The sequence below is a fragment of the Nonomuraea sp. B208 genome (assembly GCF_057536035.1).
This window is the reverse complement of record NZ_BAAJOU010000002.1, coordinates 130,227-149,646: the sequence shown is the minus strand read 5'-3', so window position 1 is coordinate 149,646 and position 19,420 is coordinate 130,227. Positions and strand designations below refer to the sequence as shown.

Annotated in this window: 26 protein-coding genes; 25 read left to right on the top strand and 1 reads right to left on the bottom strand. The window is 69.8% G+C overall.

Annotated elements, in window-relative coordinates:
• Positions 1 to 83: 83 nt before the first annotated feature.
• Together AC27IY_RS01180 and AC27IY_RS01175 are read left to right on the top strand one after the other, a co-directional pair.
• The gene (locus AC27IY_RS01180; RefSeq protein WP_487176825.1) at positions 84 to 1,664 is read left to right on the top strand and encodes a hypothetical protein; all 1,581 of its coding nucleotides are present in this window, start codon (positions 84 to 86) and stop codon (positions 1,662 to 1,664) included.
• Positions 1,665 to 1,679: 15 nt separating this feature from the next.
• Positions 1,680 to 2,894 carry a phage minor capsid protein gene (locus AC27IY_RS01175; RefSeq protein ID WP_487176824.1) on the top strand — a complete coding sequence of 405 codons (1,215 nt, stop codon included), beginning with the start codon at positions 1,680 to 1,682 and terminating at the stop codon, positions 2,892 to 2,894.
• Here AC27IY_RS01175 and AC27IY_RS01170 read toward each other — a convergent pair.
• Positions 2,891 to 3,268 (bottom strand): hypothetical protein, encoded by a 378-nt coding sequence (locus AC27IY_RS01170; protein WP_487176823.1) that lies wholly within the window; start codon positions 3,266 to 3,268, stop codon positions 2,891 to 2,893. The genes AC27IY_RS01175 and AC27IY_RS01170 overlap by 4 nt on opposite strands.
• 143 nt (positions 3,269 to 3,411) lie before the next feature.
• Here AC27IY_RS01170 and AC27IY_RS01165 point away from each other — a divergent pair, with 143 nt between their 5' ends.
• The 23 genes from AC27IY_RS01165 to AC27IY_RS01055 all read left to right on the top strand — a co-directional run bounded on the left by AC27IY_RS01165 (position 3,412) and on the right by AC27IY_RS01055 (position 19,385).
• Positions 3,412 to 4,062 carry a hypothetical protein gene (locus tag AC27IY_RS01165; RefSeq protein ID WP_487176821.1) on the top strand — a complete coding sequence of 217 codons (651 nt, stop codon included), beginning with the start codon at positions 3,412 to 3,414 and terminating at the stop codon, positions 4,060 to 4,062.
• Positions 4,063 to 4,076: 14 nt separating this feature from the next.
• Positions 4,077 to 4,916 (top strand): phage major capsid protein, encoded by an 840-nt coding sequence (locus AC27IY_RS01160; RefSeq protein ID WP_487176819.1) that lies wholly within the window; start codon positions 4,077 to 4,079, stop codon positions 4,914 to 4,916.
• 41 nt (positions 4,917 to 4,957) lie between these two features.
• Positions 4,958 to 5,122 carry a hypothetical protein gene (locus AC27IY_RS01155; RefSeq protein WP_487176818.1) on the top strand — a complete coding sequence of 55 codons (165 nt, stop codon included), beginning with the start codon at positions 4,958 to 4,960 and terminating at the stop codon, positions 5,120 to 5,122.
• A gap of 3 nt (positions 5,123 to 5,125) precedes the next feature.
• Positions 5,126 to 5,506, top strand: a complete 381-nt coding sequence (locus AC27IY_RS01150) for a hypothetical protein (RefSeq protein WP_487176817.1) — start codon at positions 5,126 to 5,128, stop codon at positions 5,504 to 5,506.
• Positions 5,507 to 5,558: 52 nt separating this feature from the next.
• Positions 5,559 to 5,792, top strand: coding sequence for a hypothetical protein (locus AC27IY_RS01145; RefSeq protein ID WP_487176816.1), 234 nt, complete (start codon positions 5,559 to 5,561; stop codon positions 5,790 to 5,792).
• 1 nt (position 5,793) lies between these two features.
• Positions 5,794 to 6,141 (top strand): hypothetical protein, encoded by a 348-nt coding sequence (locus AC27IY_RS01140; protein ID WP_487176815.1) that lies wholly within the window; start codon positions 5,794 to 5,796, stop codon positions 6,139 to 6,141.
• Between the two features lie 81 nt (positions 6,142 to 6,222).
• Positions 6,223 to 6,603 (top strand): head-tail connector protein, encoded by a 381-nt coding sequence (locus tag AC27IY_RS01135; protein ID WP_487176814.1) that lies wholly within the window; start codon positions 6,223 to 6,225, stop codon positions 6,601 to 6,603.
• Complete coding sequence (locus AC27IY_RS01130; RefSeq protein WP_487176813.1) at positions 6,603 to 6,914, top strand: hypothetical protein; 312 nt, start codon at positions 6,603 to 6,605, stop codon at positions 6,912 to 6,914. Before AC27IY_RS01135 ends, AC27IY_RS01130 begins: the two co-directional genes overlap by 1 nt.
• A 10-nt stretch (positions 6,915 to 6,924) precedes the next feature.
• Entirely contained in the window at positions 6,925 to 7,296 is a 372-nt protein-coding gene (locus AC27IY_RS01125) for a hypothetical protein (RefSeq protein ID WP_487176812.1), read from the top strand.
• The gene (locus AC27IY_RS01120; RefSeq protein WP_487176811.1) at positions 7,293 to 7,697 is read left to right on the top strand and encodes a minor capsid protein; all 405 of its coding nucleotides are present in this window, start codon (positions 7,293 to 7,295) and stop codon (positions 7,695 to 7,697) included. The genes AC27IY_RS01125 and AC27IY_RS01120 overlap by 4 nt, the downstream gene beginning before the upstream one ends.
• The gene (locus AC27IY_RS01115; protein WP_487176810.1) at positions 7,697 to 8,155 is read left to right on the top strand and encodes a phage tail tube protein; all 459 of its coding nucleotides are present in this window, start codon (positions 7,697 to 7,699) and stop codon (positions 8,153 to 8,155) included. The genes AC27IY_RS01120 and AC27IY_RS01115 overlap by 1 nt, the downstream gene beginning before the upstream one ends.
• A 2-nt stretch (positions 8,156 to 8,157) precedes the next feature.
• Positions 8,158 to 8,685: a hypothetical protein gene (locus tag AC27IY_RS01110; protein ID WP_487176809.1), complete on the top strand. Its 528-nt coding sequence runs from the start codon at positions 8,158 to 8,160 to the stop codon at positions 8,683 to 8,685.
• A gap of 158 nt (positions 8,686 to 8,843) precedes the next feature.
• Positions 8,844 to 12,050, top strand: coding sequence for a phage tail tape measure protein (locus AC27IY_RS01105; RefSeq protein WP_487176808.1), 3,207 nt, complete (start codon positions 8,844 to 8,846; stop codon positions 12,048 to 12,050).
• 10 nt (positions 12,051 to 12,060) lie between these two features.
• Positions 12,061 to 12,312 carry a hypothetical protein gene (locus AC27IY_RS01100; RefSeq protein ID WP_487176807.1) on the top strand — a complete coding sequence of 84 codons (252 nt, stop codon included), beginning with the start codon at positions 12,061 to 12,063 and terminating at the stop codon, positions 12,310 to 12,312.
• Positions 12,309 to 12,836: a hypothetical protein gene (locus tag AC27IY_RS01095; protein WP_487176806.1), complete on the top strand. Its 528-nt coding sequence runs from the start codon at positions 12,309 to 12,311 to the stop codon at positions 12,834 to 12,836. The genes AC27IY_RS01100 and AC27IY_RS01095 overlap by 4 nt, the downstream gene beginning before the upstream one ends.
• A 1-nt stretch (position 12,837) precedes the next feature.
• A complete protein-coding gene (locus AC27IY_RS01090) occupies positions 12,838 to 13,269 on the top strand; it encodes a hypothetical protein (protein WP_487176805.1) in 432 nt (143 codons plus the stop codon).
• 67 nt (positions 13,270 to 13,336) lie between these two features.
• On the top strand, positions 13,337 to 15,187 hold the full coding sequence (locus AC27IY_RS01085) for a phage distal tail protein (RefSeq protein WP_487176804.1): 1,851 nt from the start codon (positions 13,337 to 13,339) through the stop codon (positions 15,185 to 15,187).
• Between the two features lie 12 nt (positions 15,188 to 15,199).
• Positions 15,200 to 17,047 carry a hypothetical protein gene (locus AC27IY_RS01080; protein ID WP_487176803.1) on the top strand — a complete coding sequence of 616 codons (1,848 nt, stop codon included), beginning with the start codon at positions 15,200 to 15,202 and terminating at the stop codon, positions 17,045 to 17,047.
• A complete protein-coding gene (locus AC27IY_RS01075; protein ID WP_487176801.1) occupies positions 17,047 to 17,460 on the top strand; it encodes a hypothetical protein in 414 nt (137 codons plus the stop codon). The genes AC27IY_RS01080 and AC27IY_RS01075 overlap by 1 nt, the downstream gene beginning before the upstream one ends.
• A 25-nt stretch (positions 17,461 to 17,485) precedes the next feature.
• Positions 17,486 to 17,842, top strand: coding sequence for a hypothetical protein (locus AC27IY_RS01070; protein ID WP_487176800.1), 357 nt, complete (start codon positions 17,486 to 17,488; stop codon positions 17,840 to 17,842).
• Positions 17,843 to 17,844: 2 nt separating this feature from the next.
• Positions 17,845 to 18,597, top strand: coding sequence for a peptidoglycan recognition protein family protein (locus AC27IY_RS01065; RefSeq protein WP_487176798.1), 753 nt, complete (start codon positions 17,845 to 17,847; stop codon positions 18,595 to 18,597).
• A complete protein-coding gene (locus AC27IY_RS01060) occupies positions 18,594 to 18,980 on the top strand; it encodes a hypothetical protein (RefSeq protein WP_487176797.1) in 387 nt (128 codons plus the stop codon). The genes AC27IY_RS01065 and AC27IY_RS01060 overlap by 4 nt, the downstream gene beginning before the upstream one ends.
• 102 nt (positions 18,981 to 19,082) lie before the next feature.
• Positions 19,083 to 19,385: a hypothetical protein gene (locus tag AC27IY_RS01055; RefSeq protein WP_487176796.1), complete on the top strand. Its 303-nt coding sequence runs from the start codon at positions 19,083 to 19,085 to the stop codon at positions 19,383 to 19,385.
• Positions 19,386 to 19,420: the final 35 nt, after the last annotated feature.

The window sequence follows — 19,420 nt, the reverse complement described above, 5'->3', positions numbered from 1 at the left end:
AACGCCGAACGCTGACCGAACAGAATGGGCATTCTGTACGGTTACCAGCCAGTAATCCACAATCGAGCCACAGGAGATTCTCCGTGCCGCTGCCGAGCGGCGGCGCCTGGCCGCCCCCCGCACTCGCACCCATCACCCCCAAACTCGCCGAATGGTCCGCCTGGTACTCCGGCGACCCCGACGCCCTCGCCAGCGTCTACGGCGGCCAACAGACCGGCGACACCACAGGCTTCTTCGCCAGCGAGCGCGGAGGCTGGCGCGCCGCCGTCGGCAAAAAGCTCGAACGCTGGTTCTGGGGCACCCGCCCCAACGGCGCCCAGCCCCGCACCAAACTCCACGTCCCCCTCGCCTCCGACATCTGTGTCACGAGCGCCAACCTCGTCTTCGGCGAGATGGTCAACATCACCAGCGAGGACACGGCCACGCAGGACCGCATCGAGCAGCTCGTCGACACGTCCGGCCTCCACTCCACCCTCCTCGAAGCCGCCGAACTCGACGCCGCCCTCGGAGGCGTCTACCTGCGCGTCTGCTGGGATCGGGAAGGGCAGCCCGACGGGCCATGGCTCGCCCCGGTCCACGCCGACAGCGCCGTCCCAGAGTTCCGATGGGGACGGCTGACCGCGGTCACGTTCTGGCGGATCGTCGAGGACGACGGCCAGCGCGTCCTCCGCCACCTCGAACGCCACGAGCCCGGCGCCATCCTGCACGGCCTGTACGAGGGCGACTGCGACGACCTCGGCCACATGATTCCCCTCACTGAGCATGAGGCCACCGCCCATCTCGCCCAGGTCGTCACCGACGGCGGCACGGTCCAGACCGGCATCCCGTTCCTGACCGCCGCCTACATTCCGAACGTCCGCCCGAACCGGATCTGGCGCAACAGCCACGCCGCCGCCTACCTCGGCCGCTCCGACCTGCAAGGCATCGAGCCCATGCTGGACGGCCTCGACGAGGTGTACTCCTCCTGGCGGCGCGACATCCGCTTGGCGAAGGCGCGGCTGATCGTTCCGTCGTCGTACCTGCAGAGCATGGGCAAGGGCCAGGGCGCCACGTTCGACGTCGAGCAGGAGCTGTACGAGACGCTGAACGTGCTCGGCGGCGACGAACGCATGGAAATCAGCCCGCAGCAGTTCCTCATCCGGCACGAAGAGCACCGCGCCACCGCCGCCGACTGGCTCGAACAAGCCGTGCGCGGCGCCGGCTACAGCGTGCAGACCTTCGGAGGAGAGGGCGACGTCGCCGCGACCGCCACCGAGGTCGTCGCCCGGCAGGAGCGCTCGTACACGACCCGGACGAAGAAGATCGGCTACTGGAAGCAGGGCCTGGGCGACGCTCTGGCCGCGCTCCTCGCCATCGACAACGTGGTGTTTGGGACGGGTGTGCTGCCGGAGCGGCCCATGCTGGAGTGGCAGGACGGGGTCGCCACCGACCCGAAGGCCCTCGCCGAGACCCTCAACCTCCTGACGCAGGCCGAGGCAGCCTCGACCGAGATCAAGGTGCGGATGCTGCATCCGGACTGGGAGGACGACGAGGTGCAGGAGGAGGTTGACCGCATCAAGGAGGCATCCCAGGCGGTCGAGGACCCCTTCGCGCTCCCGCCCGAGATGACCGACGGCCAGACCCCCGAGGATGGCGGCCAGAACGAGCCGCCGCCCGGCGAGTAGCTCGGGGAGGTCCTGATGGCGGTGGACCAGGACCTCCTCGACCGCATCGCCGCCAGCGTGGCCGACCTGTATCGCGAGGTCGAGACCGCGCTGGTGCGCACCGTCGCTCAACGGCTGCGCGCCGAGCTCGACGAGCAGCCCGCGTCGCTGGCCTTCTACCAGGAGAAGCTCGACGCTGTCCGCAAGCTCCAGGCGTCGGCCCGGCTGATCCTCGCCTCCCTACAGGAGAAGCGCGCGACCGTCATCCGCGAGGCGGTCGCCCGCGCCTACCGGTCCGGCCGGGACGGCGCGGTCGCCGACCTGCCGGAGAAGTGGTTCCCCAAGAGCGGCGTGGGCCAGGCCGCCCGCCGCGCTACCGCCATCGTGCCGAACGCCAGGGTGTTGGAGAACATCGCCCAAGCCCTCCACCAGGATGTCGGCCGGGTGGACGCGAACATCCTGCGCGCGCCCTGGGACGCGTACCGTGCCGTCCAGGCCGGCGCGGCGGCCCGCATCACCTCCGGGGCGTTCACGAGGCGCGAAGCCTCACAGGCCGCCTGGCAGAGGTTGATGGATCGCGGAATCGTCGACTTCACCGACCGGGCCGGCCGCCGCTGGAAGCTCTCCACCTACGTCGAGATGCTGGCCCGCACCAACGCCCAGCGCGCCGCCGTGCAAGGCCAGACCGACCGGCTCGCCGAGCTCGACATCGACCTGGTCTACATCTCCGACAACGTGCAGGAGTGCAAGCGCTGCCGCCCGTTCGAGTCGAAGGTGCTCAGGAGGGATCCCGGCCCGGTCGGCAAGATCCGAGTCGAGCACGCCACGAAGGACGGCGTCATGGTCACCGTCGACATCATCGACACCTTGGACGGAGCCAGGGCGAAAGGCCTCTTCCACCCCAACTGCCGCCACAGCGCCTCCGCCTACCTGCCCGGCGTCACAACCCTGAAGAAGAACACCGCCGACCCGGAAGGCGACAAGGCCCGCCAGCGGCAGCGCGCCCTCGAACGGCGGATCCGCGCCGCCAAAGAGGCCGAGCTCGGCGCGCTCACCCCGGCAGCAAAGAAGGACGCGCGCGCCCGAGTGGCCGCCGCCCAGGCCTCGCTGCGCGCCCATCTGAAGGCCAACCCGGGGCTGAAGAGGCTCACGTACCGGGAGCAGATCGGGGCTGGCAACATCCCGAAGGGCCAGCCGAAGGGCGGGCCGGTCACCGACCTCACCCCGCCGGTGCAGCAGGCGATCGTCTAGGGCTTGCACCACGCCTTGACAGCTTTGATCACCTGCTTGGCCTGGGCCTCATCGATCGTGGCGTTCCCGCCCGACAGCTCCTCCACGGTGTACTCCTCCAACGACATGGCGCCGTCCGAGCCGTGCAGGATGCGCTCACAGATCCGGCCCGCGCGACGCAGCACCCGCTCCTCGTTCACCACCAACCCCGGATCGATCTTCTCCAGCGCGGCCAGGTAGTCCGCGCGCTGGCCGGCGTCCGGGCTCGGCACGCTCGATGTGGGGCGCTCGGCGCTCGCCGACGCGGACGGCTGCGGTTGAGGGTCAGGGGCCGGCGTTGAGCAGGCGGACAGCAGGGAGCACGCGGCCACAGCCGCGATCACAGTGAGTCGCATAGCGATGCACCGTACGCGGCCCCACCAGTCTTCCGGCACCCCTCACCAGGTGACGGACACCCGAAAACGATCGCCCGGAGCGGTCCAAAACCCGTGTTCAGCCAGGCGCTGAACTTCACCCCGCAGACTCCTGGAGGGTCCGCATGTCCATGCCCGCCCCGCCCGCGCCCGACCCCAGCCAGCCCCCGACACCGGCGGCCCCGGCCGACCCGACCGCGCAGGCCCCTACCCCGGCAGCCCCCACACCACAGGCTCCGGCCACCGCGCCGGCCGCCCCGCAGTGGACGCCGCCACCCGCCGTCCCCACCCCGCCCCCGGCCGCCCCCCAGCAGCCGGCCGACGACGGGACGCGCGACATCTCCCGGCTCCCCCAGTGGGCGCAGAAGGAGATCAACGACCTCCGCAAGGAGAACGCCGACCGGCGCGTCACCGCCCGGACCGCGGTCGTCTCCCAGCACGCGTTCGCCGCCGCCCCCACCCTCGGGGTCAACGGCCACGCCCTGCTGTCGTCGATCCCGTTCCAGCAGGCCGCCGCCGAACTCGACCCCACCGCGCCGGACTTCACCTCCAAGCTCACCGCGAAGGTCCAGGAGATCCTCGCAGCGAACCCCTGGATGTCCGTCCAGCCGACCCCAGCCACGCCCGCACCGCCGCCCGCCCCCGCCGTCTCCGGCGGAGAGTTCACGGGCGCGCCCGGCGAAGGCCAGCCCATCACCGAAGCCCAGCTCGCCAACATGACGCCCGACCAGATCGCGAAGGCGTACGCGGACGGCAAGCTGAAGCACCTCATGTAAGAGAGGCAACCACCATGGCGATCACCCGGTTCCGGCCGGAGATCTGGTCCGCCCTGCTCCTGTCGAGCCTGAAGAAGTCCCACGTGTACGCCGAGGCGTTCACCAACCGGGACTACGAGGGCGAGATCAAGGCCGCGGGTGACACGGTCCGGATCACCTCGGTCTCCCGTCCCACGGTCAACAGCTACACCCGCAACGCCGACATCTCCTACGAGGAGCTGACGGACGCGCAGCGCACCCTGGTCGTCGACCAGGAGAAGTACTGGGCGTTCAGCGTGGATGACGTGGACATGGCGCAGGCGCGCGGCAACGTCGTCCCCGAGGCGATGCAGGAGGCCGCGTACGCCATCGCCGACGTGGTCGACCAGTACCTCGCCTCGTTCTACACCTCGATCCAGTCCGCCAACCAGATCTCCACCACGGCGATCACCGACGGCGACAAGGCGTACAACGCGCTCGTCGACCTCGGCGTCAAGCTGTCCGAGGCCAACGTGCCCAAGCAGAACCGGCGCGTCGTGATCCCCGAGTGGTACCACGGCCTCCTGCAGAAGAACACCAACTTCATCAACGCCGAGAAGTCCGGCAGCACGGAGCCGCTGCTCAACGGCCGCGTTGGCCGGGCCGCCGGGTTCGACATCTACACGTCGAACAACGCGCCGCTCATCACCGGCGACGACTACGCCGTCATCGCCGGCGTCCCCTCCGCGCTCACCTTCGCCGAGCAGGTCACCAAGACCGAGGCCCTGCGCTCGGAGGTGCGGTTCGCCGACCGGATGCGTGGCCTGTACGTGTACGGTGCCAAGCTCATCCGCCCCGACTCCCTGGCGGTCCTCACCGCCTCGAAGACCGCCTGAGGGTGATCGGTATGTGGCTTGTTGCCTTCGATGGTGGCCGCGTGAACCTCGTCCACGTCGCAGCGCTGCTGGCGTCCGGTAGCGGAACGAACTGGGTCGTCAGCGCCAAGCTCGTTGACGGCTCGACCGTGAAGATCCTCGACGCGCTCCCATCCAAGCAGGACGCGATCGACGCAATCGACAATCTCATCCTGGACGGGAGCTGACCCATGGCTCGCACCGCAGTCACCCCTCGCGCCCTGCTCGCCAACGGCGGCCTCAACGGCGCCACCGGCGCCACCACCATCGACTCCACGCTCGTCACCAACGGCGTCGTCATCAACTCGGCGGAGCCGGAGCGCATCCTGCTCCGCGTCACCAACACCGAAGGCTCGACGAACGTCGTCACCATCAAGGCGGGCGACTACCCGCCCGCGCTCGCGGCCGGCCTGGGCGACATCACCGTGACCGTCGCCGCCACCACGGGCGTGCAGTACATCGGCCCGTTCGAGTCCGGCCGCGTCCTGCAGTCCAACGGCACGATGGAGATCGACTTCGAGTCCGGCATGACCGGCGCCATCGACGCCCTCCTGCTCCCGAAGGGCGTCTGAGCCCGTGGCCCACACCGCGTATTTCCGGGGCGAGGGCGGGACCATCTGGGAGATGGACTTGCCCCTCTCCGAGGTGATGCAGGACAAGCTGACCCGCGGCTACCTGAAGCGCGTCAACGAGGACGGCACCCCGTACGTCGAGGAGGCTAGGGAGACGCTGTCCCTACCCTCGAAGACCGCGAAGAAGGCCGAGTGGGTCGGCTGGGCCGTCCACAACGGTATGAGCCCAGACGACGCCGACGCGCTCACCAAGGACGACCTGATCGAGCGGTTCGGGGGCGACTGACGTGGCCCGCACAGCACTCACCGCGGTGGCCGCGTCCGAGAACGGCGTCGATCTGGACGCCGTCGACCAGACGGCCGAGCTCACCGACGGCAACTCGTTCATATGGACCGCGACCAGGCGTTACTACGTCAACAACGGCGACGACGCCTCCCTCACGGTCACCTTCCAGACCCCGGCCACCGTCGGCGCGTCCGCGCTCGCGGTCGCCGATAAGGCGGTCGTCATGACGGCCGGCCAGCGCAAGGTGTTCGGCCCGTTCGGGCCCGAGTACCGCAGGCCCGACGGCACGGTGTGGGTCGACTACTCCGGCACGACCCCGACCGGGGTCATGGTGGCCGCCCTCGATTGACGGCGGCTTCGAGCGTGCGGGCGGGCTGGTGTTCGTGAGGGTGCGCTGCCCGCCCGCGCCCGGAATCGGGAGGTGCCTTGCATGGCCTACGCGACTGTGGACGATCTTGTCCCCACTTACCTGGCCACCGCTCCGGCCAACGCTACCCTGCTGCTCACACGCGCGTCCCGCGCCGTCGACCAGGCGCTCATCGCCGCGGTCTATGACACCGAGGACGCCGACGTGCAGACCGCGCTCCAGGAAGCGACGTGCGAGCAGGTCGCAGCCTGGGCCGCTGTCGGGGAGGACGGGACAGGCGCGTCCGCCGAGTACGCCAACGTCTCCATCGGCAGTGTCTCGCTGGGGCGGGCGCAGAGCGGCGGGGCGGGTGGCGGAGGCTCGGCCGCTACCCGCCTCGCACCCCAAGCTTTCGCTGTGCTGCAACAGGCCGGGCTCACCGGCCACGGGCCATGGATGTGCTGATGGACATCCCTCCGTTCCTGCTGCGCCACAGCGTGACGATCGAACCGTACGAGGGCGAGGGCCCGTTCGGCCCCGAGTACGGGCCGAAGACCACCGTGGTGTGCTTCATCGACGACGGCCGCAGGCTCGTCATCGGCCCAACCGGCGACCAAGTCGTCTCCGAGACGACCTTCTACGCGCCGCTCGACACCGTGTGCCCCGTCCAGTCCCGTATCACCGTCAACGGCCGGCAGACCTTCGCCCTGGCCGCGTCCCGGCGGGACGGCGGCGGCCTCCCCACCCCTGATCACCTCGAAGTCGCCTGCCAGTGAGGAGGCTCCTGTGCCGGTCCGTGCCGAGCTGAAGACGAACCTGGGCAAGATCCTTGCCGCCGAGCGCGCCGGCGCACTCAAGGGGCTGAAGGTGGCCGCCGAGCACCTCCTCAAGGTGGCCCGCGACCAGGTGCCGCACGAAGAGGGCACCTTGGAGAGGTCGGGCGACCCGTCTGAAACGCCCGGCGCGCTATCCGTCGATGAGGCCAACCTGCGCGCCGCTGTCAGCTTCGACACCCCGTACGCCGTGAGGCAGCACGAGGAGATGACGTGGAAGCACGACGAGGGCCGCAAGGCGAAGTACCTGGAAGACCCGATGGTGTCGGAGCAGGCGACGATGCGTGAGCTGATCGCCGCCGAGATCCGCCGGAGTCTCCGGTGACCCTCCTCGAAGAGATCATCGCCTACGTCACCGGGCTCGGCCTCGACCTCGGCCCCGTCCACTCCACCAAGCTGCCGGCGAGCCCGGACCGCGCGGTCGCGGTCGCCCGCTACGGCGGCCCAGAGTCCAGGCTGGCCGACAACTACGACGAGCCGCGCATCCAGTTCCGGTGCCGCGGCCCGGCCGCCGACGTCCGCGTGGCCGAACGGGACGCCGAACTCATCTACGACCGGCTCAACGGCCTCGAAGACCTCACGCTGCCGGGCGGCACCTTCCTGTCGCTCATGGTCGGCCTCAACGGCGGGCCCGTCTACATCGGCCAGGACGCCAACAAGCGCGACGAGTACACCGTCAACTTCCGCACCGAGGTGTCGCGGACCAGCACGAACAGGGAGAACTAATGGCTTCCGTGAAGATCAAGGCCCGCGATCTGATCGTCGAGGTGGAGTCCTCGACGCCAGACACCTGGCTGCGCATCGAGAACCTGGCCACGATCACGATCAACCCGGGCGAGAACGTCGAGCGGGCGGTGCTCACCGACAACGACTCGCAGGGCGCCTACGAAGAGTGGATCATGCAGCGCGGCGCCAGCATGTCGCTCGCCGGGCAGGAGGAGAACGACTCCGCCACCGGCCTGCCCAAGCCCGGCCGCGCCCAGGTCGAGGCCAACGCCGGCGAAGACAAGCTCGGCGAGGACTCCATCGCCCGCTACCGGTTCCGCCACCCGCGTCACACCGAGTGGAAGATCTGGGAGGCGACCACGGTGCTCGGCGAGAAGGGCGGCGAGACGAACGCGGTGGGCGCGTGGGCCGCCACCATCACCAAGTCCGGGCTGACCGACACGGAGGACGTGGCCTGATCATGTCGAACACCGAGCCATTCGACGACCACGACGACGACGCGCAGGAAGAGGCCGCCGAGGAGGCGGGCTGGGACGCCTTCTGGGACGAAACCCTCCGCGCCGAGGCGGCCGCCCGCGGCCAGCAGCCCACCACGGTCATCCGCGGCATCACGGTGAAGATCCCGCAGGACCTGCCGCTCCGCTACGAGGCCAAGGCTAAGAGGCTGCGCGACTCCGGCGATGATGCCGCGTTCGCCGAGCTGCTCGCCGAGCTGTTCGGCGCCGACGTGCTCGACGCCTGGCGCGACAACGGCATGGGGGCGCGCGAGTTCCGGGTGATCCTCGCCTGGGGCCTGTCGCACGGCCGCGGTAAGCCGATCTCGTTCCGTGAGGCGTACGACCTCGTGCACGACGAGGACGAGGACGGCGAGGGCGACGGGGGAAAAGCCTCACCCCGGAAGAGCGGCGCATCCGCAAGTACTGGCCGCTCATCGAAGCCGACTTCCACCGCGAGTACGGACTCCGGCCGGCGGACATCGCGGGGCTGACCTGGCGCCAGTTCTACGTTCGCCTTTACGGTCTGTCCCCGCAGTCCCTGTACCGGATCACGGTGGCCAACGCGCCGCTGGAGCTGTCCGGGGAGCGGGCGGCCGACTTCATCAGCACCCTGTGAACACGCGAGAGGCGGTGACCTCTCGTGGCCGGGATGACGGTGGGCGAACTGACCGGGTTCATCGACCTGGAGGACAAGGGCTTCGCCAACGAGCTGCGCGCGGCGGAAAACAGCCTCACCAAGCTCCAGTCCACCACCACCTCGAAGACGGCCTCGATCGAGTCGGCCGTGGTCAAGACGTTCCACGAGGTGGAGGAGGCCATCAAGGACGGCCTCGACCCGGCCGAGGCGATAGCCGACCTCGACAGGCTGGAGGCCGAGCTCGCCGCCAGCTTGGCCGCCATGCTGTCCGACGCCGACCAGTTCGCGGCCGACCTGGAGCGGGAGATCGACGCGGCCTTCGACGCGCTCGACGACGACGCGAAGGAAGCCGGGCGCAAGGCCGGCGAGCAGCTCGCCGACGGCCTTGAGGACGGGCTGCGCGACGCCCCCGACGAAGCCCGCAAGCAGGGCCGCAAGAGCGGCCAGGAGTTCGGCGACGGCGTCGAGGACGGCGGAGGCGGGCAGGGCGGCGGCGGCCGCATGGCCGGCATCGGCCAGTCCATGGTCGGCGGGTTGAAGGCCGGCGCCATGGGGCTCGTCGCCGCGGCGGGCGCGGCGATCGGCAGCGCCCTCGCGTCGGCGATCGGGAACGCCCTCGAACGCGAGGACATCTTCGCCGAGCTCGCCGTCAAGGTGGGCGCGTTCGGCGCGGAGTCCGAGCGGCTCGGCCGCCTGGCCGGGGAGCTGTACGCGGACGCGTACGGGGAGAGCCTGGAGGAGGTCACGGGCGCGCTCGCCCGTGTCCTGCAGAACATCGACGGGGCCGGCAAGTTGGGCGACTCCGCGCTGAAGGACATGACCGGCCAGGCGTTGACGGTCGCCCGGGTCATGGACGAAGACGTCAGCGCCGTGACGCGGGCCGTTTCCCAGATGCTCCGCAACGATCTTTCGCCCAGCGCGAAAGACGCGTTCGACGTGCTGATTCGCGGCCAGCAAGAGGGCGTCAACAAAAGCGAGGACTTGCTCGACACCTTCAACGAGTACGGCACCATCTTCCGCGACCTCGGCTTGGACGCGAAGGACGCACTCGGCCTGATGGCGCAGGGACTCAAGGCCGGCGCACGCGACTCCGACACCGTCGCCGACGCCCTCAAGGAACTGGACATCCGCGTCAAGGACCTGTCCGCGAAGGACGCCCTGAAGAAGCTCGGCCTCGACGCCAACGAGATGGCGTCCGCGTTCGCGAAGGGCGGGCCGACGGCCCGGAAGGCGCTCGACCAGATCCTGGAGAAGCTCGGCGCTGTCAAGGATCCCGCCGAGCGGTCCCGGCTCGCCGTGGAGCTGTTCGGCACCAAGGCCGAAGACATGGCGAAGAGCATCAACAGCCTCAACCTGGACGAGGCCAAGAGCAAGATCGGTGATTTCAAGGGTGCCGTCGACGAGGCCGGGAAGACGCTGGGCGACACCGCCCAAGCTGATGCCGACCGGTGGTCGAGGTCGTGGGAGGGCGCGTTCGCGTTCGCCGGCGAAATGTTCATGGCCCAGCTCCAGAACTGGCTGCCTTCGCCGTCGGACATGGAAGCCAAGTGGGGCGAGCTGACCAGCTGGTTCACCGGCACGGTGGGTCCCTTCTTCGCCGACGCGTGGGCATCCGTCTCAGCCACCACACAGGAGATCTGGACCGGCATCGGCGACTGGCTGAGCACGAAAGCGTCTGAGATCGTCTCCTGGCTGCAGGGCGTCCCCGGCAAGATCGCGGGCTTCTTCACCTCCGGCTGGGCCGACCTGAAGGCCAAGACGGTCGAAGCCTGGGAGGGCCTGAAGTCCGGAGCGACGCAGAAGGCGTCCGAACTGGTCACCTGGCTGCAGTCCGTGCCAGGCAAGATCGCGGGCTTCTTCACCTCTGGCTGGGCCGACCTGAAGTCGAGCACGATCGAAGCCTGGGAGGGCCTGAAGTCCGGGGCCATAGCGAAGGCGAACGAACTGGTCACCTCGGCCAAGGAGATCCCCTCCAAGGTCAAGGCCGTCTTCGCCTCAGCTGGCACCTGGCTGCTGCAGGCTGGCCGCGATGCCATCCAGGGGTTCATCAACGGCGTGCGGGAGAAGGCGCAGCAGGCCGTCGACGCGGTGCGCGGGGTCGGCCAGAGCGTCATCGACGCCGCCAAGAAGGTGATCGACTCCCATTCGCCGTCGAAGGTGTTCGAGCAGATCGGCAAGTGGACGGTGGAGGGCCTGGTCAAGGGTCTGCGCGACAACGAGCAGTCCGCGGTCGACACCGTCAAGGGCATGGTCGGCAAGATCAAGGAAGCGTTCTCGTCGCAGCCGGATGTCGCCGACGGCCTGGTCAAGTTCGTGTCCATCGGTAACGACAGCCTGGCCGCGCTCGCGAAGCAGCGCGAGGACCTGGTGTCCAAGTTGGCGGCGGCGAAGGAGATGGCCAAGCAGGTCGCCGGCAGCGCGCAGGAGTGGGCTGAGATCACCGGGCTTAAGGCTGAAGATTTCTCCGGCGGCGGGGACCTGGCGGCGGAGCTGCAGAACCGAGCCAGCGCGATCAACAACTTCGCCAACAATATCCAGACCCTCGCCAAGCGTGGCCTGAACAAGGCCGTTATCCAGCAGATCATCGACGCCGGGGTCGAGCGCGGCGCGACCTTCGCGGAGATGTTGGTGGGCAGCGACGGCTCCGAGATCAAGGCGTTGAACAAGGCTCAGGCGGCTGTGGAGAAGGCGTCGAAGAAGTTGGGCAAGGTCAGCTCGGACGCCATGTTCGACACCGGTAAGAAGGCTGGTGAGGGCTATCTGAAGGGGCTGCAGGACAGCCTGAAGAAGCTCGACGACGAGATGGAGAAGATCGTCAAGGCCCTGGTGGCGGCGATCAAGAAGCATCTCAAGATCAAGAGCCCCAGCCAGGTGATGGCCGAGATCGGCGGCCAAACCGTCGAGGGGCTCGCCGTCGGCATGACCGACGCGACCGGCGAGGCGGTCGCAGCCATCCAGCAGGTTGCCGCCAACGTCGCCAGCGCGGCGGCGGGCAGCCTCGGCGGGATGGTTGCGGGCCAGCTCGCCCCCACCGGGTCGGGCGGCCAGTACGGGCTCGCGCTCAACGGTGGGGGCGGCGTCGACTACAAGAACCCGCCTGGACAAGTTGGCGGCGGTACCAGCGTGGTCGTCAACATGCCGAACGCCACCATTCGCGAAGACGCCGACCTGCAGAAGATCGGCAACGAGTTCGGCTGGCAGGTCAACGCCTACGGATAGGAGCACCCCTATGTCGCTGATCGTCCCCGCCAGCCAGCACGACCTCAACGACCTGAAACGCCGGCTGGCCGAGCGCGGCCTCGGCACGCCGTCCACCCGCGACCGGGTGCTCCCCTACCGGGACGCGCGCGGCCGGCCCGCCCAGGTGCGCGTCGACCAGCTCGGCAACCTGGTGCAGGAGCGCTGGGAAGGCCAGGACGCGATCGTGTTCATGCCCCACCTGAAGGTGCGGTGGCGGCCCATCACCACGGAGGAACGATGAACGGACTCGGGCTGCCCACACCGCAGCCGACCGTCGCCGAGCTACGCGCCCAGCTCGCCATGGCGGAGGCGTGCGAGCCGATCGAGCAGGAGCTGCAGGACGCCAAGCAGGCGTACCGGGAGGCCCTGGAGGGCGGCGACCAGGAGACGATCGCCGCCGCCAAGCAGCGGAAGGACGCCGCCTCCCACCACATCAACGAGACCCGCACCTGGCTCAGGCGGGAGGCGCGGATCGCCAAGCTGAACGTCCTCATCCCCGACCTGCGCCAGGCGCTCGACTCCCCGGCGTGGAAGCCGCGCCCGAACTGGACGCAGGAGGAGCGGCAGGCCCGCGCCGACATGGAGGCGTCCCTCGCCGCGATGGAGGCCGAACTGCCCGCCCTGGAGGCCGAGGCGGCGCCGCTGCGCGAGCTGCTCGGCGCGGTTCCGCAGCCGGGCCCGCCCGTCATCGTCGAGGACGGCTCCGCCTCGGTGGACATGCCGACCGTGAAGGCGCAGGCCAAGACGATGAAGGGCGGCAAGTGACATGGCCAGTGGTCTGTACGTGGTCACCTACCAGGACGTCCTCGACACCACCCAGCTCGCCCTGGACCTGGACCTGGAGACGCACAAGTTCGCGCTCTACACCAGCTCCCGCACCCCCAACTACAACAGCGACAGTGCCTACGCCACCACGAACGAGATCAGCGGCACGGGCTATACGGCGGGCGGCAAGGTCGTCACCGGCACCGCCCTCAGCCTGCCCGGCGCAGGCGTCCTCAAGTACAGCTCGGACGCCGTCTCCTGGCCGAGCTCGACGCTGTCCGGGGTGCGGATCGTCGACATGTACGCTGACGCCCTCGCAGGCAACAACCTGATCATGGGCATCGACCTGGTCAGCGACTACAACACCGCCAACGGCACCCTGCTGCTCACCCCGCACGCCAACGGCCTTTTCACGATCGACTTCACCCCCTGACCTGCCGCAACACCGCGCCGCCGCCACCCCTCCGTGGCGGCTCTTCTCGTTGAAGGGGGTGTAAGCCTTGGCGATCACCCTGCACGCCTCCAGCCCGGCGCTCGTCACCACGACCGCCAACGGCACGCTCGTCACCAGCACCTTCTCCCCGCCGGCGAACAGCTTCCTGGTGGCGATGGTGTCGGCGCTCGACGACTCCACCAACGGCCCCACCGTGACCAGCGGCGGCGGCCTGACATGGACGCGGCGCGTCACCCGCGGCACCAGCGGCGACGGCACCCGCACCCAGATCTGGACGGCTCCGTGCGCGGCCGGAGCATCCAACATCACCGTCACCCTCGCCAGCGCAGGCGTTTTCGGAGGCGTGGTATTCGCCAGCGCCATGAAGGTCGACGTGTTCACCGACGTCGACCTCGCCTCACCGGTCGGCGCGACCGGGCAGAATTCCTCCACATCCGCCTCGGTCAACGTGACCGGCTACTCCAGTACGGCTGCCGGGTCGCGCGGCGTGATCGCGGCGTCGGATACGGCCGTGACCGGCCTGCCGTCGTCCTCGGACGACGAGTCCGCGTTCGACATGTCCGGCCTGTCCGGCCTGTTCGCGCGCAAGGCGGCCAACACCGCCACCTCCGGCACCAGCGTCACCTTCAACCTGGTGTCCGGCGGGTCGGGGCCGGAATGGGAGTGGGTCGCCCTCGAACTCAAGCCCGGCGCGTCCGACGCCTCCGCCACCCTCACCACCGTCACCGCCACCACAACCGTCCCCGCCCCGGACGCCGGCGCAGGCGCAGGCCCCACCCCCGCCACCGTCACCGCCACCACCACGGCCCCGGCCCCGACCGTTTCGGGTGACGCCAACGCCACCCCGGCCACCGTCACCGCCAACGTGGCGGTGCCGGCCCCGGCGGTCACCACCGACTCGGCCACCGTCGTCGACCTGTCCACCGTCACCGGCACCGTGGCGGTCCCCGCCCCGACGGTGCAGACCGACATCAGCCTCACCGCCGGGCCCGTCGAGGCGGCAGTTACGGTGTGGCCGCTCGACGTGGTCGCCGAATTCGACGCCTCCGCCGTCCTCCCGCACGTCGCCGTCACCGTCGAGGCGGCTGGTGTGGTCGCGTCCGTGCCGCCGCTGCCCGGCGACCAACTCGACGGGCAGCCTGGCCAGATCGAGTTCGGCGGCTTCGTGCTCGGCCGCGGCACCCCGTACAGGTGGAAGACCCTCACCGGGTGGCGGGGCAAACCGCCGATCGACTCCGGCAACGTGCCTCGCTCGTCCCGGCACGGGTCGTGGGCAGGCCGGCCGCTGCTGCAGGAGCGGGTCATCACCTGGACCGGGCTGCTGCGCGCCCCCCGCGCCGACGTGGAAGCGGCCGTCACAGCTCTGGAGCTGGCGTTGCCCGTTTACTCCGACGAGCGTGAGGTGCCGCTCGTCATCAACGACCTCGGCACCCCCTACCTGATCTACGGCCGGATCGACCGGGACCCGCTCGTCGTCGACCAGCAGCTCCGGCTCGGCCTCGGCCAGCTCAGCCTGCAATGGGTGTGCTCCGACCCCAGGAGGTACAACCTGCTCGCGACCGGCGTCACCGTCCCCGCCGGCGGCCAGGAAACGATCTCGAATGGCGGCAACATCGAAACCCACCCGCTGCTGGTCGTGCACGGCCCGGCCGCCGACCCTCCGAGCGTGCTGAACGCGACCACGAACAAGCTGGTCGAGTTCAACGTCACCCTCACCGACGGCCAGACCCTGGTCATCGACTGTGATCTCGGTAACGCCACCATCGACGGCGAGTCCGTGATGGGGCAGCTCGCCGGCGGCGCGGTGCACCCGACCGACTTCGTGCTCGACCGCGGCGGCAACGTCATCTCGGCCACGGCGGAGACGGATGTGCTGTACCGGGACGCCTGGGCGTAAGGGGGTGCGGCTGTGACCATCTCCGCCCGCTCCTACTCCGGCGGTGCTGCCGGTGTCGATTCGTCCGTGCACATTGACCGGCCCAGCCCGGCCCCGCTGCCCGGCGACCAGCTGTGGGCGGTGTGGACCGGCTACTCCGGCGGCGGCGGCGACGGCGTCACCTCGCCCGGCTTCACGGAGATTTACGAGTTCGAGCCCGACGAGTTCGGGGCCGCGTTCAAGATTCTCCGCCGGATCGCCACTGTCGCCGAGCCTTCCGGCTACACGTTCACGCTGCCGTCCGGCGGCAACGTGCACCTGATCTGCGTGCATGAGGCGTCGCCGACGGTGCCGGCCCGGATCGCCACCATGGTCGCCGAGGACAACGGCTCCCGCACCCCGTCCGTCACCCCCGCCTCCGGCAACCATCTGGAGATCCGGGTCGCCTCGTTCTTGAACGTCGCGTTCCCATCCGTCGACTGGGGGGCGCCGGCCGGGTACGTGCTGCGCGGCAGCCTGGACACGAGCATCGTCTGCTCCGCCGCCGCCACCCGCACCATCGCCTCGTCGGCCCCGTCCGGAGTGCAGACGTTCACACGCGACTCTGGCAACATCACCCTCACCTCGACCGGGTTGACCATCAGCATCCCGGCCGCCGACCTGGAGCCGGAAACCCCTCCGCCGCCACCCTTCACTCCCGGCGTCGGGACGGCCGACTTCCAGTACGTGTTCCGGCGCATGCTGGACCGCGCCTACCTCGGCCATCTTGACCTGTCCGGCGTGTCGTTCGAGCGGCGCACCTCCAGCGTAGGGGCGTTCTCCGCCAGCTTGCCGATCACGTCGTCGGCGATCGGCGACCAGGTCGACGCGATCATCCCCCGCGACCGCACCCAGCTCAACCGCGGCCCCGGGGTGATCGTGTGCGAGATCTTACATAAGGGCGACTACTGGGGCGAGTACTGGATCACCGGGTACACGCTGCGGAAGGACCGCCGCCAGGCCCCGGTCCTGCAGCTGCGAGGCTCCACCTTGGAGGCGTACCTGCAGCACGTGAGGATCAGAGACACCCTCGACTTCACCGGCAGCGGCGCGGCCGACCAGTTCGAGATCTTCCGCCAGCTGCTCATCACGATGCAGGCCCGGCCGCACGCCAACCTCGGCCTGGTCTTGCCGTCCGGCGATTCGGGGCAGGTGCGGGAACGGCTGTACGAGGGCAAGGACCGGACCCCGTTCGGGCAGCGCATCCAAGAGTTGGGTGATGTCATCGGCGGGTTCGAGTGGACTTTCGACACCATCACCGGCGCGTCCGGGCTGGACCGGGTCGTCCGGGTGGGCTCGCCCACGATCGGCGACCCCGACGCCGGCCACGTGTTCGGGATGGGGTCGGGCGGCGGCGACATCATCGCCTGGGGGTACGAGGTCGACGCCCTGAAGGGCGGCACCGTGTGGGAGGCCAGAGGCGACACCCCCGACGCTGAAGGCGACGCGTCGGTGTCGGCCGAACCGCTCACCTCAGCCTTGTATGAGGCGACCGACCACCTGGAGGCGGGCTGGCCCGCCATCGAGCGCCTGGTCGACCGGCCGGGCGTGACGATCCAGGAGACGTTGGAGGAGTGGGCGCAGGGCTGGGCCGCTCGCAAGTCGGGCGCGGTCACCGTGTTCTCGGTGACGATCGCGATCGGCGATAACCCGTCGTTCACGCCGAACAACCTGGGCGACACCGCCCGGTTCGTGCTCAGTGACGAGTGGCACAAGCGGACCAGCACCGGCGCCGGGCTCAACGCCCGCCACCGCGGGATCGGGACGCGGGTCCTCCCCGTCGGCCGCGACCAGGGCAAAGCCGAGATGGAGCTCATCGTCGAATCGTCGGAGGTGACCTGATGGACCGTGACCAACGCCCAGCCAACCCGATGCAGGACCTGCGAGACCTGCAGCGCGACGTGGCGCAGGCGCTCGGGCCGGGCGGCCGGGAAGCGCTCACGAAGGCGTCGAAGGGCTGGATCCTGCCGCCGATGGACGCCCCCGACCCTCCCGAGGAAGGCGTGCATCTGTTCACCGGCATGGACAGCAGCCCGTACGTCATCGACTCTTCCGGCACGATCACCCGGCTGACAGGCCAGGTAGCGCCAAACGTCACCGGGCTGACGGCCACCACAGGGACAGCGGGCGCGATCATCGACGACGTCGGCGCCACCTACAACCGCACCACCTTGAACAACAATTTCCGGTCGCTGACAGAGAAGGTCAACGCGATCTTGGCTGCGTTGAAGGCCAGCGACCAGATGGAGCACTGAGCCTGGCCGCCCGCGCGGGGCCTGGATGCGCGCCCCGACCTGGGAGGCGCGGGCGGCCACCCCTTCCATATCGCGGCGCTTCGCCGTGTCCCTCGACGATCGGAGCGCACCCTTGCCTCTCGACCCGCTCGGCCCCGTCACGATCGGAGCACGCGAAATCTACGACCAGCTCCTGGCCACGGACCGCAAAGTCGACGGCATCCGGGGCGAGGTCGCCCAGGTTGCCCAGGCGCACGGCGAGCTGACCAAGGACCTGGCGGACCATGAGGCCCGCATCCGAGCCCTGGAACGGGGGCGCTGGCCGCTCCCCTCGCTCGCCGTCCTCCTGTCGCTGGCCGGGTTCGTGCTGGCGCTCATCACCTTCCTGGCGAAGGGAGCGTGACCGTGGCCGAGCTCGTTACCCGAGCCGCCTGGGGCGCCCGCGCGCCCTCGCAGGCGCTGACCCGGATCGCCTCCACACGCGGTGTGAAGGTGCACTACACGGGCGGCCATGTCTCGCCCGCGATCGTGGACGACCACACCCGCTGCATCGCTCTCGTACGGTCGATCCAGCGCATGCATATGGCTGGCGGCCGGGAAACGCCCTACTCGGACATCGGCTACAGCCTGGCGGGGTGCCCGCACCGGAAGGTGTTCGTCGGCCGCGGCCCCCACATCCTGCCCGCCGCCAACGGCCCCGGACTCAACAGCGACCACTACGCCGTGCTCGCCCTCCTCGGCAACAGCGGCTTCACCCAGCCGAACGACGACCTTCTGCACGCGATCGTCGACTCGATCGAGCACCTGCGTGCGCACGGATCCGCCGGCCCCGAGGTGAAGTGCCACCGCGACGGCTACGCCACCGACTGCCCCGGCGGACCGCTGACGGCATGGGTCCGGCGCGGAGCACCACGGCCGGGCGCGACGAAGCCGGCCAAGGCGCGGCTGCCGGAGCTCAAGCCCGGCGACCGCTCCGAGCATGTGGTGACGCTGCGCAAGAAGCTCGGCGCCGCCAACCAGTCCAGCCCCGTGTACGACCCGACCGACCCGGACCTCGCCGCCCTCATCGAGGCGTTCAAGGCCCAGCACAAGCTCGGCAGCGGCCCCGTCTGGTCGGCCGCCTGCTGGGATGCCCTCAACCGATCGGAGAACCCGTGAGAAAGCCCCTCGTCGTCCTCGCTGCCGCCCTCCTGGTGCTCGGCGGCGGTGCCGCCGGCGCGATGGCGTCGGCCGCGTGGACCGAGCCCGCGAAGGCGTACGGCGGCTGCGTCTCCAAGACCACCGGCTACGTCCGCATCCTGGAGCGCAACGCCCTCTCCAAGAGCGTGAGCGGCGCCTGCAAGTCCACCGAGCGGAAGGTGACCTTCTACAGCCGGGCCGGGGTGGACGCGCTCGTGAGGCCGCTCAAGGGCTTCGAGATCAGCCTCGACGGCGCCGTCGCCACCTGCAAGCCCGGCGGCACGTCGAAGGCGGGCCTGCCCCGGTTCGCCTGCACCAAGGTCGCCCCGACGGCCAGCCCGTCCCCGACGCCCACCAGCTGACGCCGAAAAACGGCCCGACGATATGCCGGCTGGTATGCCATACCGGCCCTGACCAGCGCTCATGTAGCTGGGTCCCTCAACCCGTCTCCCTTGGAGGCACCCATGTCCCTGTCCGACTGGCTCGTGTCCTGGCTGCGCACCAACGTCGCCGCCTGGATCCCCACGGTGGCCGCGTGGCTGGCCGGGTTCGGCATCGACCTCCCGGTCGAGCCCTCCTCCGTCGCCATCGTGTCGCTCGCCATCTCCGCCTACTACACGCTCGTACGCCTCCTGGAGGCGCGCTGGCCCGCCGCCGGCGTCCTCCTCGGCTGGCGGGCCGCACCCTCCTACAGCCCGCCTGTGGCGGCGCGCACGACCGGCTACCACCCAGGCAACCACTCCGGCCGGGACCTCACCGGCCTGTAGCCCCCGGCGCGGCCCCAGGCGTACGGTGGAAGCTA

What these genes read in the sequence shown, in the direction of transcription:
- AC27IY_RS01075 (WP_487176801.1), top strand. Translation starts at nt 17,047, where the DNA reads ATGGACCGTGACCAACGCCCAGCCAACCCGATGCAGGACCTGCGAGAC.
- AC27IY_RS01150 (WP_487176817.1), top strand. Translation starts at nt 5,126, where the DNA reads ATGGCTCGCACCGCAGTCACCCCTCGCGCCCTGCTCGCCAACGGCGGC.
- AC27IY_RS01055 (WP_487176796.1), top strand. Translation starts at nt 19,083, where the DNA reads ATGTCCCTGTCCGACTGGCTCGTGTCCTGGCTGCGCACCAACGTCGCC.
- AC27IY_RS01070 (WP_487176800.1), top strand. Translation starts at nt 17,486, where the DNA reads ATGCGCGCCCCGACCTGGGAGGCGCGGGCGGCCACCCCTTCCATATCG.
- AC27IY_RS01135 (WP_487176814.1), top strand. Translation starts at nt 6,223, where the DNA reads ATGGCCTACGCGACTGTGGACGATCTTGTCCCCACTTACCTGGCCACC.
- AC27IY_RS01175 (WP_487176824.1), top strand. Translation starts at nt 1,680, where the DNA reads ATGGCGGTGGACCAGGACCTCCTCGACCGCATCGCCGCCAGCGTGGCC.
- AC27IY_RS01160 (WP_487176819.1), top strand. Translation starts at nt 4,077, where the DNA reads ATGGCGATCACCCGGTTCCGGCCGGAGATCTGGTCCGCCCTGCTCCTG.
- AC27IY_RS01145 (WP_487176816.1), top strand. Translation starts at nt 5,559, where the DNA reads ATGGACTTGCCCCTCTCCGAGGTGATGCAGGACAAGCTGACCCGCGGC.
- AC27IY_RS01110 (WP_487176809.1), top strand. Translation starts at nt 8,158, where the DNA reads ATGTCGAACACCGAGCCATTCGACGACCACGACGACGACGCGCAGGAA.
- AC27IY_RS01105 (WP_487176808.1), top strand. Translation starts at nt 8,844, where the DNA reads ATGACGGTGGGCGAACTGACCGGGTTCATCGACCTGGAGGACAAGGGC.
- AC27IY_RS01170 (WP_487176823.1), bottom strand. Translation starts at nt 3,268, where the DNA reads ATGCGACTCACTGTGATCGCGGCTGTGGCCGCGTGCTCCCTGCTGTCC.
- AC27IY_RS01115 (WP_487176810.1), top strand. Translation starts at nt 7,697, where the DNA reads ATGGCTTCCGTGAAGATCAAGGCCCGCGATCTGATCGTCGAGGTGGAG.
- AC27IY_RS01165 (WP_487176821.1), top strand. Translation starts at nt 3,412, where the DNA reads ATGTCCATGCCCGCCCCGCCCGCGCCCGACCCCAGCCAGCCCCCGACA.
- AC27IY_RS01090 (WP_487176805.1), top strand. Translation starts at nt 12,838, where the DNA reads ATGGCCAGTGGTCTGTACGTGGTCACCTACCAGGACGTCCTCGACACC.
- AC27IY_RS01095 (WP_487176806.1), top strand. Translation starts at nt 12,309, where the DNA reads ATGAACGGACTCGGGCTGCCCACACCGCAGCCGACCGTCGCCGAGCTA.
- AC27IY_RS01130 (WP_487176813.1), top strand. Translation starts at nt 6,603, where the DNA reads ATGGACATCCCTCCGTTCCTGCTGCGCCACAGCGTGACGATCGAACCG.
- AC27IY_RS01100 (WP_487176807.1), top strand. Translation starts at nt 12,061, where the DNA reads ATGTCGCTGATCGTCCCCGCCAGCCAGCACGACCTCAACGACCTGAAA.